At 38.4% G+C, this 17375-nt stretch carries 14 protein-coding genes; 2 read left to right on the top strand and 12 right to left on the bottom strand.

Annotated features, from left to right (window positions below; translation table 11 throughout):
• Window positions 1-39 precede the first annotated feature (39 nt).
• The 11 genes from PARC_RS20825 to PARC_RS20775 all read right to left on the bottom strand — a co-directional run bounded on the left by PARC_RS20825 (window position 40) and on the right by PARC_RS20775 (window position 12083).
• Window positions 40-567 (bottom strand): MotA/TolQ/ExbB proton channel family protein, encoded by a 528-nt coding sequence (locus PARC_RS20825; RefSeq protein ID WP_010552929.1) that lies wholly within the window; start codon window positions 565-567, stop codon window positions 40-42.
• Between the two features lie 3 nt (window positions 568-570).
• On the bottom strand, window positions 571-1938 hold the full coding sequence (locus PARC_RS20820) for a MotA/TolQ/ExbB proton channel family protein (RefSeq protein ID WP_010552930.1): 1368 nt from the start codon (window positions 1936-1938) through the stop codon (window positions 571-573).
• A gap of 10 nt (window positions 1939-1948) precedes the next feature.
• Window positions 1949-2701 (bottom strand): DUF3450 domain-containing protein, encoded by a 753-nt coding sequence (locus PARC_RS20815; protein ID WP_008169959.1) that lies wholly within the window; start codon window positions 2699-2701, stop codon window positions 1949-1951.
• Between the two features lie 241 nt (window positions 2702-2942).
• Entirely contained in the window at window positions 2943-3557 is a 615-nt protein-coding gene (locus tag PARC_RS20810; RefSeq protein ID WP_010552931.1) for a DsbA family protein, read from the bottom strand.
• Between the two features lie 13 nt (window positions 3558-3570).
• Window positions 3571-4653 (bottom strand): GGDEF domain-containing protein, encoded by a 1083-nt coding sequence (locus tag PARC_RS20805; RefSeq protein ID WP_010552932.1) that lies wholly within the window; start codon window positions 4651-4653, stop codon window positions 3571-3573.
• 5 nt (window positions 4654-4658) lie between these two features.
• On the bottom strand, window positions 4659-6548 hold the full coding sequence (locus PARC_RS20800; RefSeq protein ID WP_010552933.1) for a methyl-accepting chemotaxis protein: 1890 nt from the start codon (window positions 6546-6548) through the stop codon (window positions 4659-4661).
• A 257-nt stretch (window positions 6549-6805) separates the two neighbouring features.
• Window positions 6806-8062 carry a sugar MFS transporter gene (locus PARC_RS20795; protein ID WP_010552934.1) on the bottom strand — a complete coding sequence of 419 codons (1257 nt, stop codon included), beginning with the start codon at window positions 8060-8062 and terminating at the stop codon, window positions 6806-6808.
• A gap of 85 nt (window positions 8063-8147) precedes the next feature.
• Window positions 8148-9041: a substrate-binding periplasmic protein gene (locus PARC_RS20790; protein ID WP_010552935.1), complete on the bottom strand. Its 894-nt coding sequence runs from the start codon at window positions 9039-9041 to the stop codon at window positions 8148-8150.
• Between the two features lie 78 nt (window positions 9042-9119).
• Window positions 9120-9632 (bottom strand): RNA methyltransferase, encoded by a 513-nt coding sequence (locus PARC_RS20785; protein WP_007583259.1) that lies wholly within the window; start codon window positions 9630-9632, stop codon window positions 9120-9122.
• Window positions 9632-10144, bottom strand: a complete 513-nt coding sequence (locus PARC_RS20780) for a YcgN family cysteine cluster protein (protein WP_010552936.1) — start codon at window positions 10142-10144, stop codon at window positions 9632-9634. The genes PARC_RS20785 and PARC_RS20780 overlap by 1 nt, the downstream gene beginning before the upstream one ends.
• Window positions 10145-10241: 97 nt before the next feature.
• Window positions 10242-12083 (bottom strand): DUF885 domain-containing protein, encoded by a 1842-nt coding sequence (locus PARC_RS20775; RefSeq protein ID WP_010552937.1) that lies wholly within the window; start codon window positions 12081-12083, stop codon window positions 10242-10244.
• Window positions 12084-12237: 154 nt separating this feature from the next.
• On the opposite strand from PARC_RS20775, the gene PARC_RS20770 reads away from it, so the two are divergent.
• Window positions 12238-13515 carry a Xaa-Pro dipeptidase gene (locus tag PARC_RS20770; RefSeq protein ID WP_010552938.1) on the top strand — a complete coding sequence of 426 codons (1278 nt, stop codon included), beginning with the start codon at window positions 12238-12240 and terminating at the stop codon, window positions 13513-13515.
• Window positions 13516-13733: 218 nt separating this feature from the next.
• Entirely contained in the window at window positions 13734-16154 is a 2421-nt protein-coding gene (locus tag PARC_RS20765) for a TonB-dependent receptor (RefSeq protein ID WP_010552939.1), read from the top strand.
• A 128-nt stretch (window positions 16155-16282) separates the two neighbouring features.
• Here the strand turns inward: PARC_RS20765 and adhP are convergent, their stop codons facing one another.
• Window positions 16283-17293: an alcohol dehydrogenase AdhP gene (adhP, locus tag PARC_RS20760; RefSeq protein WP_007583268.1), complete on the bottom strand. Its 1011-nt coding sequence runs from the start codon at window positions 17291-17293 to the stop codon at window positions 16283-16285.
• Window positions 17294-17375: the final 82 nt, after the last annotated feature.

Genomic DNA, 17375 nt, shown 5'->3' with positions numbered 1-17375 from the left:
GATGAGCGACTTTATATAAGCCGCTTATCAAAATTTTGCTTAATGGTCTAAAACCATGCTGTCTTGTAGTAGTTCTACTTCGCGCTTAGCTTTTCGTTGTAAATACGTTGAGGCAAATACCCCAGATAACGCACCTACCATGCCTGCCATTGTCGGGATAGTTGCTTTAGATACCCCTGACGCCATTGAACGCGCACTCCCTGTGCCAGTAATTGCCATTACATCAAACACTTCTATCATGCCCGTTACAGTGCCTAACAAACCAAGTAGTGGGCACAAAGCAACCATCACATTAATCAAAGAAAGATTGGTGTTTAAGCGCATACCTGCTCGCGATATCATCGCTTCGCGTATTTGCTCTGCATTCCAGCTATCACGTTCTGCACGGTTAATCCAATTGGCTTTTAGAGCATGTTTATAGCTTCGAAAACCGTTGAAAAAGTAAATAAATCGCTCGAGTATCAATAACCACATCGCGAAGATTAACACCCCGATGACCAAGAGAACTTGGCCACCAGTGTCGAGAAAATCACGGATAGCATTGATTGAGTCAATCAATAGCACCATGGTTTATGCTCCCTTCTCGCTTCGCTCTGCAATAATACCGGCGCTCTGCTCTTGAATAGTTAACAAAATATTTTTAGCGCGCGTATTAAGTAAGGTGTATAAAAATACCGTTGGTATTGCTACCACTAAGCCTAGTACCGTTGTTACTAGTGCTTGAGAAATACCACCCGCCATTAATTTAGGGTCGCCGGTACCAAATAAGGTGATTGCTTGGAATGTATTGATCATGCCTGTTACCGTACCTAATAAACCTAACAGCGGTGCAACAACAGAGATGATTTTAATAAGTGTTAAATTACGCGTCACTTTTGGCATTTCACGTAAAATAGCTTCACTTAATTTAAGCTCAAGTGTGTCGTGTGAAACACTTGGAAATTGATCTTTTACTTTCATTACGCGTCCAAGCGGATTGTCATCACGTGCAACTGAATCTTTAAGTTGACGACGAATTTTACCGCCCATAATCAATAATGAGAAAAAACGCTCTAGTGATATAAGGAGTGCAATAACACCCACGCCTAAAATCACATAACCCACTGTGCCACCTTGATGAACACGTTCTTGTGTATCAGGTGCTTGTACTAATAAACCAAGAATAGATCCACCTGTTGGGTCAAGTGCAAATTGCACTACACCACTTTTAGTGCTTTGTAGCTCTTCTGCTGTTGCAGTAAAGCGCGATACAGGTTGGCGTGTTAATTCACTCAAAGAATTAGTCGAGGAATTAAACTCTAAATATTTACCGTTTGATATAAGGTTAAATGCGCCCACTCGCACAACTTCTTGCTGTGCTTTAGTACCGCCTTCAACAATGACACTTGCGTTAAAACGACTTACTTTGCCTTGCTCGGTCATTTCGCGCTGTAGTTCAAACCATACTTTCTCAATATCTTCTATTGAAGCAAGTTTTGAAGTTGAACCCATTTTTTGAGCAAGGTCATCCATAAACGTACTACGCCCAGCAATCTGGGAAGATATAATTGATGTCGCAAACTTATTACTAGAATCACCTGCTACTTGCTGTAACACGCCAAACAATTCTTTAAGGGAACCCATTCGTTTAGAAAGCGTGTCTGTTAAGTTAGCAAGTTTTACTTCATTTTCTTCAAACTGCGTTTCTAAGCGCTCAGATTCCACCAGCATTTGATTACGCTTTGCTTGGGTATTTTTAAGCGTTTGTACTTGCTCGTTTTGACGAGCAGTAAACTCTTGTTCGCGCTGCTTATTTTGCTCGCTTTGAGCTGATTGGCCATTTTCGAGCGTTTTAAGTAATGAATCTAGATTCATAGGCTCTGCCGCTATACTTGCACCAGTAATGCTTAGGCTTGCAGCAAAAAGAGCTATTTTTGTCATTTGAGTAAACAATTTCATTTTTAACCTCTTATTCTGCTGCATGTACTGGCAGAGTTAACATATCTGGGGCAAGTTGCTTACGCGCAATACGTAAGCCTTTATTAATTTGGCTTATTGTAGAGTCTGGTAATGCTTCAAATGATTTTGTATCTGCATTCCAACTACCTGCTTTTTTACCATCGCGTGTTAAGTAAATAAGCTCTAAACGGCCAATGCGTAAAAAATCGACTTCACGCTCTTTGTCATCCACGTTTAAAAGTGCGGTATAGGCTTCAATAGTGCGCCCGTAGTCTACTTCTACTTGATAGGCTTCAAGTACACGGCGAAATTTTTCACTTGAATTGATATCTGCACGATTCATCATTTCATTTAAAGATGTAACACGCTTAGTGCGCTCATCAGCTAAAAATGGAATATCTAAAGATACAAACTGCTCAAGGCCTTCAATCATTCTAAGCATTAGCGGCGTAATTTGACGTTCAATAATAGAAACCTGATCCATAGACAGGTTTAAAGATTCCATCTCTTCTACTTGATTATTTAACTGTTTAGTTAGCTGAGCGTTGTAAACAGCTAAACCATCAATTTCTTTATTGAGGGTTTTAAATTGCTGTAAACGTCCTTGCATTGAATCTGCAATCTTGTCTATTTTTGTTTGTGATTGCGCAGCTGATTTATTAATTTCACTGCTTTTATCAATAACCTTATCTAAATCGTTTGCGTGTACTGCTGCACTTGCGGCCACAATACCAGCTAAGATTAATGGTTTAACGCCTTTCATCGCATACACCTTTACTCGTTAGTTAGCGGATTTGCTAGTTTGTTTTTTTAGGTCATAAACTTTGTTATATAAATAATTTATGACTTAATAATTTCAATGAGCAGGAGTTTATAGATGAAACATGACAAGGATGTTGCGCAAAAAAGTCGCTTTTATGACAGTGGTAATAATTAAGACTTACGAGGGGGTTTTTAAGATGATAAGAGCATTTGTTAGCCAAATGCCCTATAAACAGGCTGGATTATTTTAAAATTGAATTAATTTGATTAAGGGAATAATGCCAATCGGTGTAATTTATTTCAATTGGGTATGCTTTATTACCTTTAATAAGCACTAGTGAGGGAAAACCTTGGATTGGTAGTGTACGAACAAAGGATAACTCAGCTTTAAATTCATCATTAAGCTCGCTTGACGTTAGCTGCGCGGTAAACTCATTTTTATCTAAGCCAATTTTTTCAGCCAAACTAATTAATGTACTTTCATCTGACGGGTTTTGCGCATTTAGGTAATAAGCATTTTGAATTGCAGCCACCATTTGAGCTTCTTTATCCGCTTTACGCGCTATAAGTGCGGCTCTACATGCGGGATACGTTGAACGCCTTGGCTGGCAATCGCGCCAAAAGTTATAATTAAATTGCGTACCTAACTGCGCTGAAATTTTATGCCAAGTACCCTCAAGCATCTCTTTCATATTTTGCGGCATTGGGTCTTGGCTATCAGGTGCTAATCCACCTACTTTATATTCAATTGCTACTTTACCAGCAAGCTCTGATTTTAGCTTAAGCCAGGTTGGTGAGTAACCCCAACACCAGCTACACATTGGGTCATGAATATATATTAATTTACTTTGAGACATATTAATCCTTCAACTAGTTCGAGACGACACTATTACGACCAGCAGCCTTTGCACTATAAAGAGCTTCATCAGCTTGTTTTAACGAATCATCATAATCAGTTACTTTATTTACTTGGGAAATACCAATACTACAGGTGATTGAAATACGCTGCTTGTCATCAGTAAATATAACGTGCCCTGCAACAGCCTCTCGAAATTTGTTTGCTATTACAGTGGCTGTAGCAACAGTAACCTGCGGTAAAATAACAACAAACTCCTCACCGCCATAACGGGCCTTTAACGCAGTTGCCAAAAACTGAGATTCAAGGAGCTTGGTAAATTCAATCAATACCGTATCACCAAAATCGTGACCATGCGTATCGTTTAAAGATTTGAAGTTATCTAAATCAATTAACAAAATTGAAAAAGGTAAGTACTGCTCTGGGCGTGTTTGGGCAAGCTTTAAAAAATGAGAGGTAATGAAACGTCTGTTTGCTATACCAGTAAGGGGGTCGGTATGAGCATCTTGTTTTTGCTCTAGCGTAATATCGGCAATAGCCATGTGGCTTTTATGCCTAAAATACTCACCAATAAATGAGAATAAAAACACCATAGAAAAGGACGCTATAAATCGTGTTTTTTCTACGTCGCCATAGCTAACTTGACCAAAATCAGGGCCGTATAAAATAACAATACAAGAAAACAGTAAAGTAAAACCTAACCAAGCACCTAATCTGACCCCTAAAGATGCAAACGTCACTACAGGATAAAACATTAGCCAATATAGCGCGGTGTTGTCTTTACCACCGGTATAAACAAGTGCAACAAACATCATGCACACAATGCTCATACTTATTAATGCCACTACTTGCAGATTACCCGTTTTTATAAAATAGATAGAACAGCTTATATTTGTAATGTTAACGATAATTAATGAAGCAGTGAGTATCGGTGAGTAAACCTTATAATTCAAAAACACTAATACAGCAATCACCACAATTGATATCCCAATCATGGTAAATAAAGAAAACGCTTTGCGTTGCATGTCTGAGCTATAAACACTGTCGATATTTATTAGACTGAGCCAATTTGGTTTATTCACATTTTTTTTAGTCATTAATTTTATACTTTAAACTTTTGAACCATATTTTCTAAGGCACTAAACTGCTGTTTTAGTTTGGTACATTCGTTAAGTGTGTCATTTAAGTTAGCCTTGCCTTGTATAGAAAGCGCACTAATTGTTTGAATATCAGTATCTAATAACTTAACGACTTGGTTTTGCTCATCTGTTGCACTGGCCACAGAATGATTTGCATCGTTAATTTGCTTAATAGCTTGTATAACATGACTCATTAAATTGCCGACGGCATCTGCTTGTTGTACGCTTTTGTCACTGTCTTGAAGGCTTGTTTTCATAAGCTCTACAGCAAGGTTTGAGCCTTTTTGTAACTGGCTCACCGTGTCTTCAATTTCTTGCGTTGATTGTTGAGTGCGGTGTGCTAATTGGCGTACTTCATCTGCTACAACGGCAAAACCGCGTCCTGCCTCTCCTGCTCTAGCGGCTTCTATTGCTGCATTTAGTGCCAATAGATTAGTTTGCTCGCTTACACCTTTAATAACTTCAAGCACTTGCCCAATACTGGCTGTGTGCGTATTTAAACTGTTTATAGTTTGCTGAGCTTTCTCCATATTAGCTGAAAGCTGGTGGATGGTTGTAACACTGTGACTTAATGCTTCTTGGTTTTGTGTTGAGTGCTCATCTGCATTTTTAGCAAGCTGCGATGCACTCTCTGCATTATTTGAAATATCCATTGATGTAGCTGAAAACTGGTTAATAGCCGCTGCAACACTATCGGTTCGTTTACTTTGATCATCATACATAGACAGCGATGAATGTGTTTGTGATACCAAGCTCTCAATTGCTGTATCTAATTGCTCTGTGGACTCTTTTACTTGCTCTATTGAATGCTGAATTTTTTCGATAAAAATATTAAATGAATGGCTTAAGTCGCCAAACTCATCATCATTTTCAACGGTTAAGCGCCTTGTTAAATCGCCTTCGCCTTGTGCTATATCTTTAATGGCATCGTTTAAACGGTTCATAGGCTGCATTAAATAGCGTAATAAAAGCTGCATCATAATAATGATAGTAATAATCCCTATCACCATAAATACAGCCGCAGTTTGGCCAAAGTTAGAAACGCTGACATACGCTTTATCTTTATCTATGACAACACCTAGGTACCAATCTACGTTTTCAATACCACTAATTTTTGTAAACGAGATAAGCTTAGACTCTCCGTTGATCTCGTATTGGGTAAACTCACTTTGCAAGGGCGTATTAGTACCAAAAATGTCTGATGTATTTTTTAAGTTTAACTTAGCATTAGGATGGCTTAACACTTGACCTTTGTTATCGAGTAAAAAACCATAACCAAGACCTAAAAAATCAATATCGTTAATAATTTTAGTCACGGTTTGCATATCAATATCGGCACCTGCAACGCCGCTAAACTGGCCATTTTGTAGCATGGGTACTACCGCTGAAATTGTAAGCTCGTTAGTTGTCACATCAATATAGGGAGTTGTAAATGCGGTATTTGATTTGTTTTCGACTAATTTATACCAAGGGCGAGAGGTCGCATCAAAATCAGCAGGTAAAACAACTGATTGATCGTTTAATATAAACGTGCCGCTGGATTTACCTATATACGTATTTTTAAAGCTTCCGGCAAGCTCTGCAGTATTTAATTGTGAAAGGGTGAGTGCTTTAGAATCATTAGCTTTATGGGTTTTAGCAATTGATATAACAATCGCCAACTTTGCATTTAACCAACTCGCTATATTTTGTGAAACAGATTCGGAATTTTGTTGTAATACTAGGCTTAACTGCTGCTCGGTTTGCTTGCGCATCGCAATGTAGTTATTAAAAGTAAATAACCCTAGCACCAAAACCAAAATTAAAGAGGCTGCAATAGTCACTTTGGAAGTGAATTTTAACGAGTTAAGCATATACATCCTTTTTATTATTTATCTTTATTATCCATACAGTTTTAGCAAAAATTTAGCTAAATGTCCTAATAAATAAGGCTTGTGACTAGGTTATTAGATAAAAATAAGGATAAAGGATTAAAAAACAAATGGCTGTAGGGGGTAACTGACTAATATTGAAATAAATTGTGACTCGTATTAATTACTTATGGAACGTTCCTATTAAATGTAGCTTTATAAGTGACTGAATACGTATTCAGTCACTCTTGTATAGTCTGTTATTTCCACTTATTTGCTAAGCGAACAACATTTAATCCGTACCATGCAATAAATACATAACATAGCATTGGAACAAAAAAGCTTTGCTGTATATTTACTGTGTCAGCTATAAACCCTTGCAGTAATGGTACAAGTGCACCACCTACAATAGCTAAGCACAACCAACCAGAACCCTTACTGGTCAATGATCCTAGTCGCTCGATTGCAACTGAAAATATAGTCGGGAACATAATTGAGTTAAATAAACCAATTGCCAATACTGAATATAAAGCGACGTCACCTTGAGTAAAAATGGTGATCAGCAATAGCGCAATAATACTAAATGCATTAAATGCGATCGCCTTAGAAGGCGCTATTTTTTGTAATAATACAGAGCCAATAAAACGCCCTACCATTGCCCCGCCCCAGTAATAACTAATAAGTGCAGCCGCAGTATGCTCTTCAAGTCCTGCTATGTGCGCCTCACCAAAGTAATTAACTAAAAAGCTGCCAATGGCAACCTCCCCGCCTACATAACAAAATATAGCAAGTACACCCATAGTTAAGTGCGGTGCTTGAGTTAATGAACGAGATTCTACTGCAGTATTACTTTTCTCTTTATGGGCTTCAATTTCTGGAAGCTTTATAAAGGCAAATATAATAGCGATAAGTAATAAGGCACCAGCAAGCATTAAATAAGGCACTTTTACAGATTCAGCAGTTGCTGCAGAAGCAGCTAGACTACCTGCTGTACCAAAAAATAATAAACCACCTACATAAGGCCCAACGGTAGTACCAAGCGCATTAAGTGCTTGTGCCAAATTTAAACGAGAAGAAGCTGTTTTTTCGCTCCCAAGAGCTGCAACATAAGGATTGGCAGAAACCTGAAGCACCGTTACACCAGCGGCAAGTACAAATAAAGCGCTCAAAAATAGCCAATATTCATGTACTACAACAGCAGGATAAAACAACATACAGCCAATTGAAGCCACAATTAAACCAGTTAAAATCCCTTTTTTGTAACCAAACTGCTTAACTAAAATCCCCGCAGGGATAGAAACAATAAAATAAGCACCAAAAAAGCAAAACTGTACTAGCATCGCTTCAAAAAAGCTTAAATCAAATACGCCTTTTAATCGTGGTATTAGTACATCGTTTAAAACAGTAATAAAACCCCATAAAAAAAATAGGGTCGTCATTGCAGTCAGTGGAAACAGATAATTTTTATTTGGCTGTTCGTTGACCGCGAATGATTGATTTGTATTTATTTCACTCACGTTGTTTTCACTCCATTAACAAGTTGAAAACGATTTTACATGTTTATATATAAATTAGTCAGTGCAACAAAGGAACGTTCCAATTTTATGGCTTACATTGAGTATTTGTCGTATTGATAATACGGTCTATCTCGCCACTATTATGAAACTGATAAAGCCCTTCATTTATGTCCTCTAAGACTAAAAGCCATTTAGGTGTAAGCTTACTAATAGCAAAATATAAAGGGTTGTATTGCAGAGGAATGCTTTCTTGTTCAATGGAAGAAAGCAAAGATTGTTTTTCAGGTTTAGTTAAAGAAGAATAAGTTACAGAGAATTTAAGAACTTGAGGGTCGCCTATAATCAAATCAACACGTTTAGCAACCAGAAGCTGAACAAGCTGTAAATCATCAACAGAGGTAATAACTTCAAACTCAGCATTGTCCATCATGGCATCAAACTCAGGCGTATTTTGATACCCACGAACAACACCAATCTTTTGCCCTTTAAGCGATTTTAAGTTTCCAGTGAAACGGTCTATATCGCCTTTCCTTTTTAAAAATGCAATTTCGCCACCTTTAAACGAATTAGATAAACCGAGTAATTCTCGACGTGTTTTACCATTAACATAATCGGAGGGGGCTGTATCTTCTATAAAGTATTCAGGCATTAATATATCAGCTTTGCCTAGTTCTACATTTCGTACAGCTCTTGCCCAAGGCAAAAATTCAATATATACGCTGTAGCCCTTACTATTTAATAGAGCAATTGAAAATTGATAAACCCAGCCTTTATTACATAAATTATTACCAATATAAGGAGGCCAATCGAGTGTGGCTAAATGGAGTGTTTGTTTGGGGTTTTTCGCTTCATAGAGCACTCCTGATTTGTGGTAATGTCCAGTTAAAACATGTTGAGTACCATTTTTATAATACTCAACTGATGTTTCAGCAAAACAATTACTACTTGTCAGTAATAATATAAAATAAAACCAGCGCATTTTAGTATCTATTTATGATTTATAATGTTTTTAAGTTTAGCCAAAACTAACATTTTTGCACAAATAAACCTTAACTAATCAGCTTTTTTGCCACCTCATTTTATTGTTTGTATCACGTGAGCTAATAATAGTATCGTCACTACTCTCAACGCCGCCTAATTTAGCTAAGCGATCATACAAAACAACATTACAGGTAGCCGCTAAGTTCATGCAGCCAATAGTTGGAATATATACCACTTCATCACACCACTTTAAAACGTCTTTTGGCACAGAGCCATCTTCAGGGCCAAAAACATAGAACGCATTTTCAGGATGCTTAAACTCAGGTAAAGGTGTTGCACCTTCAATAAGCTCAATAACAACAACGGTTGCGCCCTCTGGTTTTACCGCTTCTAAACTATTAGTTTCAGTTAAAGGGATACGCTCAAGTGCGTTCTTAGTATCGGTATGAAACTTTTTAGCGTTTAAGTAACGATTACCTGTAAAAAACACTTGTTTCGCATCGTAACAACCTGCTGCACGCAATACACCGCCAACATTAGTCGGGCTTTTAGGATTGATTAAACCAATTACCGCTTGTTGTTTGCTCATTACTCAGCGTCCTTTGTTGGCCACTCTGCAATGTACAAATCAAAGTCGTCTAGCTTTACATCGCAATCTTTTACTGTTTTGTCTTTTACAGAAATACCTAGCTCATGCATCTTTGTTTTATCGCCACTGTTTAATAATGGGTGCCAAGAAGCCAAACCACGACCTTCATGTAAACGACGGTAGCTGCAGCTTTGTGGCATAAAAAAGATGTCTTTAAGGTTTTCTTTTGTGAGTTTTACACAAGAAGGAACAAGCGTTTGGCGGTTTTCGTACTCGCTACAACCACAGGTTTTGTTATCAAGATACTGACATACAATATTAGTAAATATTAATTGCTCACCTTCGCGTAACTGATCGGTGGCGGTAAATTCGTCTTCATCTTCGCTATCAATAAACGTATTTAAACAACATTTTCCGCATCCATCACAAATGGCTTCCCATTCGTTTTGACTCATGTCGCTTAAGCTTTTTTTAAGCCAAAATTGTGTATTTGCTAATTGTTGATCAAACATAGTTTACTCGTGCCCCCTAAAGAGCGCGCATTCTACCGTATTGCTGTAAATGGCGCAAAGCCAATACCCTTTCAAAGTACAGGCTTTGCGCTACAAATTAGCTTTGAGATTTAACCCAACGCTTAATTTTTTCCTCAAGGATTGGCATTGGCAATGCGCCATCAATTAATATTTGCGTGTGGAACGCTTTAATATCAAATTTATTGCCGAGTTCTTTTTTAGAAAAATCACGTAATTCTTGAATTTTAAATTGCCCTAACTTGTAAGAAAGCGCTTGGCCTGGCCATGCTATATAGCGCTCTACTTCAGCAATTACATCACTTTTAGCCATAGACGAATTTGCAAGCATGTAGTCTATACCTTGTTGACGCGTCCACCCTTTTGCATGAAAACCAGTATCAAGCACTAAACGCATAGCGCGTAATTGCTCATCCGATAAACGTCCGTACCACATATAAGGGTCGGTAAATAAACCTAGCTCTTTGCCTAAGCTTTCTGCATAAAGCGCCCAACCTTCTGCAAACACAGTGTAACCACCAAATTTGCGAAAATCAGGTAAGCCCTCTATTTCTTGCTGAAGTGCTATTTGAAAGTGATGGCCCGGGGCTGCTTCGTGAATCGATAAAGTTTCGAGTAAAAATTTAGGCTGCGCTTTCAAGTTATAAGCATTGATATAAAAAATACCAGGGCGAGAGCCATCAGGCGCCGGAGATGCGTATGATGCACCAGCTGCAGACTGCGCTCTGTATGCTTCAACAGCTTTTACAACGTAAGGTGCTTTGGGTGCGATGTTAAAAAGCAGAGGCAAACGTGCGTCTATTTTTTTCTTAACGTTTTCATATGCCGCAATTAACTCCTCGGGCGTGTCGTAGTAAAATTCATCTGAATCGCGTAAATGGTCAAAAAATTCTGATAACTCACCTTTAAAGCCCACGGTTTCTTTTACTTTTTTCATTTCGCTTAAAATACGCGACACTTCACTTAAACCAATGTCATGAATTTCATCTGCAGATAAGCTAAGCGTCGTGTTTTTCTTAATTTGGTATTCGTACCATGCTTTACCGTTTGGTAAGTCACTATAACCAACGCTTTCTCGGCTATTTGCAATATACTGATTAGCTAGAAAGTCACTCATGCTTTTATAAGCCGGTACTAAGTGCTGCATAATCAATTGACGATACTGTGCTGTAACTTTTTGCTTTTGCTGTGCGCTAAACGATTCTGGTAATTTTTTAATTGGTCCCCAAAACAGTGAATCTTCGGCATTTTTAACTACATGAGCTGCAAATTGTGGCTGCAGTTTTTCAGCAAGTGGTTTTGGTAACGTAATACCTAGTTTAATGCCTTGTGCCATTGAGCGCTCTACACTAGCTAGCCACTTTACAAAACCTTCGCTGCGCGTGATAAAAGCCGTGTAATCTTCAACGCTATTAAACGGCTGAGCACTTTGACCTGAACCAAAACCTGCAAAGGTGTTATGCGCACCCGCCATTTGGTTAATTGGTAGTAAATAATCAGGAAACTGCATGCCTTCTAATTTAAGTGCAAGGTCGCGCTCTAATATTTCAAAACTTAAAAGCGACTGCCCTGTTAACTGTGCTTTATCTATAAAGTTTAAACGCTGTTGATATTTTTTATAAAAAGCCGCTTTTTTAGCTCTATTTTCTTTTGAAATCACAGGCGTAAATTGATCGTTAAGCTCGTTACGACCATTATACGTTGCGCTGATGGGGCTATATGTAAGCGATTCATCGTAATACTGCGCGACAAGTACATCGAGCTGTTGCTCTGCCGAAAGCTCTGAAACAATACCTGCCGATGCGTTAACGGTGTTTAACTGCGCACTGGTATTAGTGTGTGTACTAAGCTCAGTATTCATACAGCCACTTAAAGCAAACATAACGCCACTGGCAACTAATGCTAATTTAATTGATTTCATGATAATCCTTTTTAATATCGTTTTTTAATTATGCGCATTAAGCCTTACTTAATAAAGTAATTACGATAGATTGCGTTCATCGTATTAAATTTGCACTTTTATCTGAGCTTGTTACATTTCTATTAATTCAAATATGATTTAAAAGAAAAATAAAATGAAAAAACAACTACTCAGCACCTCTATAGCCTTACTGTGTTTAACTACTTTTAATGCCCATGCCGTTACATACCTATCGGCTAACGCCATGGTTAATGTGGAAGATGGCACGCTCATTAAATTGCCCTTGATTACTATTGATGATGGCGTAATTACAAACATTGAACAAAATAAAAAACCAACGCTGACTAAAGATGATAAACATATTCAACTACTTGATTTAACCCTTATGCCAGGTTTAATGGATATGCATGTGCATTTAACAAGCGACCCTACGGTTCCACGCAGTGAACGTTTAGGCCAGTCAGTTCCTAGAATGGCAATTAAAGCGGCTCATTTTGCTAAAAGAACCTTAGAAGCCGGATTTACAACAGTTCGTAATGTTGGCGCTGAAGGTTACAGCGTTATAGCAGTGCGTGACGGCATAAATGCGGGTGACATAGTTGGCCCTCGTATTTGGGCTGCGGGGCCATCACTCGGAATTACCGGCGGGCACTGTGATAACAACCGATTACCTCCTGAGCTTAAATATACTTCAAGTGGCGTTGCAGACGGTCCATGGGCTGCGCGTATAAAAGTACGCGAAAACATTAAATACGGGGCAAACGCTATTAAGTTTTGCGCCACAGGTGGAGTATTTTCAAAAGGGACTAAAGTAGGTGCACAGCAGTATTCTTTTGAAGAAATGAAAGCCATCGTTGATGAAGCCCATATGCGAGATTTACCTGTTGCAGCTCATGCACACGGTACAAGCGGGATTAAAACAGCCATTAAAGCAGGTGTTGATAGCGTAGAGCACGCCAGCTTTTTAGATGACGAGGCCATAGCCCTTGCCAAAGAGCATGGAACTTGGCTTTCTATGGATATTTATAACACCGAATACACGCTAACTTATGGCGAGCAAAATGGTGTTGACGAAGAAAATCTAAATAAAGAACGCCAAGTATCAAAAAGGCAACGTGATAGCTTTAGCCGTGCTGTAAAAGCGGGTGTGAAAATGGTCTTTGGAACGGATGCAGCAATTTACCCGCACGGAAATAATGCAAAACAGTTTAGCCGAATGGTTAAATTTGGCATGACAGAGCTACAAGCCATTCAAGCATCAACTATTAATAGCGCTAAGTTATTAAAAATGGATACTCAGTTAGGACAAATTAAAACCGGATTTGCAGCTGATATAATTGCTGTAAAAGCAAACCCTCTTAAAAACATTAAAACCTTAGAGTCAGTATCCTTCGTAATGAAAGCAGGTGTTGTTTATAAAAACCAATTGTAAATACACGCTATTAAGGCTGAGCTTACTTAGCCTTAATAAACCCCTCACCCATCTCAAATAGCCTATAAAAGGTACACCGTACCTTTATTAGGCTTGGTTTTGTTTATTAATTATTCGAAAAGTTTTATTTAATCAAATAAAATGAACTTTCTATTCACTTTAAAAACAATAACCATTATCATTCGCGCAAATTCAATAACGCGAATAGTTATCACTCTATGAAAACGTTTAAGTACTCTCTTATTACTCTTGCTTGTTTAAATGCAAATATGGCATTTGCCCAAAATACACAAGTTGATGCTGATATTGAACGCATCAGCGTATACGAAAAACAAAACCGCGTGGTGATGAGCTCAGGTCTTGCTACTAAATCAGACATGTCTTTAATGGAAACACCTGCACCGGTTGTAATTATTGACCGTGAACTTATTGAATCTCAAGGTGTAGATAGCCTACAAGATTTAGTTAGAAACGTAAGTGGTTTAACACAAGCAGGTAATAACTACGGTATTGGTGATAACTTAGTAATTCGTGGTTTAGATGCAAACTACACCTACGATGGTATGTATGGTGGTGCAGGCCTGGGTAATACATTTAACCCAACTCGTTCACTTACAAATGTTGAATCTGTTGAGGTTTTAAAAGGCCCAGCAACAGGTTTATATGGCATTGGTAGTGCGGGTGGCGTAATTAACCTAATAGAGAAAAAGCCAGAGTTTGAAGAGAAACACAAAGTATCGGCTGAGCTTGGCCAGTGGGATAGCTATTCATTATCGTTTGATAGCACTAACGCTATAACAGATGATTTAGCTTATCGTGTAATGGCTAAAACAGCGTCAAGTGACGGCTTTCGCGATTTAAAAGAAGATCGCGACGAAATTTATACCTCGCTTAAATACGTGCTAAACGACAGACAAAACATCATGCTTTCTGCAGCATATATAAAAGATGAAATAGCGGTTGATTCTATTGGTCACCCTATTCGTATTTACAATGCAGAAACTGCAAATGGTTTAAGCGCGGGTGAAGTAACCGGTGCCGATTTAGTAAACGATCCGACAGGAAGCGGCGTACAGTTAAGTGATGCACAACGCGACCAACTTGCTAATTCGCTATCTTCATCTGATGGATTAACACCTTATAGCTTTGGCACAAATGGTATTATTTCACCAATGGCTGATGCTAACGAAGGTGAAGAACTGCGTTTTAAATTAACGCATAACTATTACATTACTGACGATTTGTTTTTAAACCAGCAGCTACAGTACCGTAACTACACATCAAGTTTTGCACGCCAAACAGGTGCTTATAACTACGTTTACTCTACTCGTGATGGAATTATAAATAATGACCCACGTGCTCCGTTAGTTGAAGACGGTGTACTTTACCCGTATGCAGCACGCCGCCAAGAATACCGCCAAGTAGAAGCAGATGAAAAATCATGGCAGTACTTTTTAGATTTACGTTATGACTTTATGTTAGGCGACGTAGATAACGAATTGCTTGTTAACGCAAACTACGAAGATAGAGATATTCGTTTTAAACAATTCTCAATATGGGATCAAGATTACGTACTCACAAACGATGCTGGTGATGTAACGTACCAAGGTTCATTGCCGTATATTTACGATATAAGAGAACCAAATTGGCCATCTGGCAACTTTGATGACTTCGATCCACTTAAAACCAGCGACTACAATAAAAAAGTACAAGCATGGGGCTTAGGCATTCAACATGTTGGTTATCTTACTGAAGAGCTTACAACGCGTATTGGTGTAGCATATAACCGAATTGAGCAAACTTACGAGCACTTTGGTGTAGATGAGCGCTATAGCTCAAGCCGCGCAGAGCCAACACCTGAAGCGAGTACATCAGATTCTGGCTTAACGTATAACCTAGGTGCAACGTATCAGCCATCTGAAGATTTATCTGTATTTGTAAATCATTCAAAAGGCCGTACAGCGTATAGTGTATTAGGCTCTGTGGCGGGTAATGAAGCAGACAGAGAAGATTCTGAATCAATGAGTAACGATTTAGGTTTTAGATTTAAAGCGTTTGATGATCAGCTACTAGCTTCTGTTGTTATATTCGAAAGCTCTCGTACTAATTTAGAATACGCAAATCCGCTTTATGACGCTTTAACATCAGGCTCAAATGTACCTGAAAGCTATTATGATGGTAAAGAAGAAACAACAGGTATTGAACTTGATTTAAACGCTTACTTAAATGATAAATGGAAAGTAAACGTAAACGGTATTTATCAAGATGCACGTGACAAAAGTAATCCGAATAGCAGCAGTTACGACACACGCCAAAAAGGTGTGCCTTACGTAACAGCAAGCACGTGGGTAACTTATTACGCAGATATGTTTAACTTACCTGAAGCTGTAAATATAAGTGGTGGTATTACATTTGTAGATAACAGAAGTACTAATTCAAGTTCATTCTCGATTCCTGATGGTTACGTACCAAGTTACACGACTTACGATACAGCGGTATCGTATACAACGGATAAATGGCATATGCAGTTAAACTTAAATAATTTGTTTAACAAAAAATATTACTCAAAAGCAATGTTTTTAGGTGGTATGCCAGGCGAAGAACGTAATGCAAAACTAAGTTTTAGTTACACACTTTAACTAGTTAACCTGAACTCTGGATAATAAATCTATCTCAACCAGAGCTCAGGTTAATTAAATACTTAAAAAGCACGGTTTTCTAATTTAGAAGCCGTGCTTTTTTGTGTTTTATAAATGCTTAATCTAAATTAAATAGTAACCACTATGCGACCGTTAATTTCACCTTTGAGCATATCATCAAAAATTTCGTTAATGTCCTCTAAGCGTTTTTCTTCAATAATCGCTTTTACTTTACCTTGCGCTGCAAATTCCAAGCATTCTTGCAAATCTTTACGTGTACCAACAATAGAACCCACTACTGACACGCCATTAAGCACAGTATCAAAAATAGGAAGCGGCATATCCTCTGGAGGTAATCCCACTAATACACATTTACCGCCACGGCGTACACTCTTATAAGCTTGTTCAAACCCAGCTTTAGATACCGCAGTACACACAACGCCATGCGCGCCACCTACTTGTTCAAAAATAGCTTCGCTAGGAACAACTTCTTTAAAGTCGAGTGTTATATCTGCGCCAAGCTCTTTAGCAAGCGCGAGTTTTTCTTTACCTGTATCAACAGCTATTACATTAAAACCCATTGCTTTAGCGTACTGTACTGCTAAATGTCCAAGCCCGCCTACACCAACAATAGCAACCCACTGCCCAGGTTTAGCACCAGATACTTTTAATGCTTTATAGGTTGTAACACCTGCGCAAAATAATGGAGCAGCTTCAGAAAAGCCTAATCCCTCAGGTATTTTTACAACGTAATCACCGTGAGCCAAACAATATTCTGCATAGCTACCATCAATAGAATAGCCAGTATTATGCTGCGATAAACACAGTGTTTCTTTGCCATCTAGGCAAAACTCACAGTGCCCACATGCACTATAGAGCCAAGGAATACCCACTCTATCGCCAACTTCTAAGTGCTTAATGTTGCTTCCAACTTTATCAATAACACCAACTCCTTCATGCCCTGGAACTAATGGCATTTTTGGCTTTACCGGCCAATCACCATGACAGGCATGTAAATCGGTGTGGCAAACGCCACAAGCGGCTATTTTTACTAAAACGTCGTTTATTCCAACCTCAGGAATTGGCAGATCTGTTATTTGTAATTTACCTTTGTATTCATTATTAATTGCAGCTTTCATAGTCATTCCATCGTATGTGAAAAAAATTAAAAATAAGGATTTATTTACGTATTGTTGTGTACAACATACCCCAATATAGATG

Source organism: Pseudoalteromonas arctica A 37-1-2, from assembly GCF_000238395.3.
GTDB classification, from domain to species: Bacteria; Pseudomonadota; Gammaproteobacteria; order Enterobacterales; family Alteromonadaceae; genus Pseudoalteromonas; species Pseudoalteromonas arctica.
This window is presented reverse-complemented; position numbering and strand designations above follow the sequence as displayed.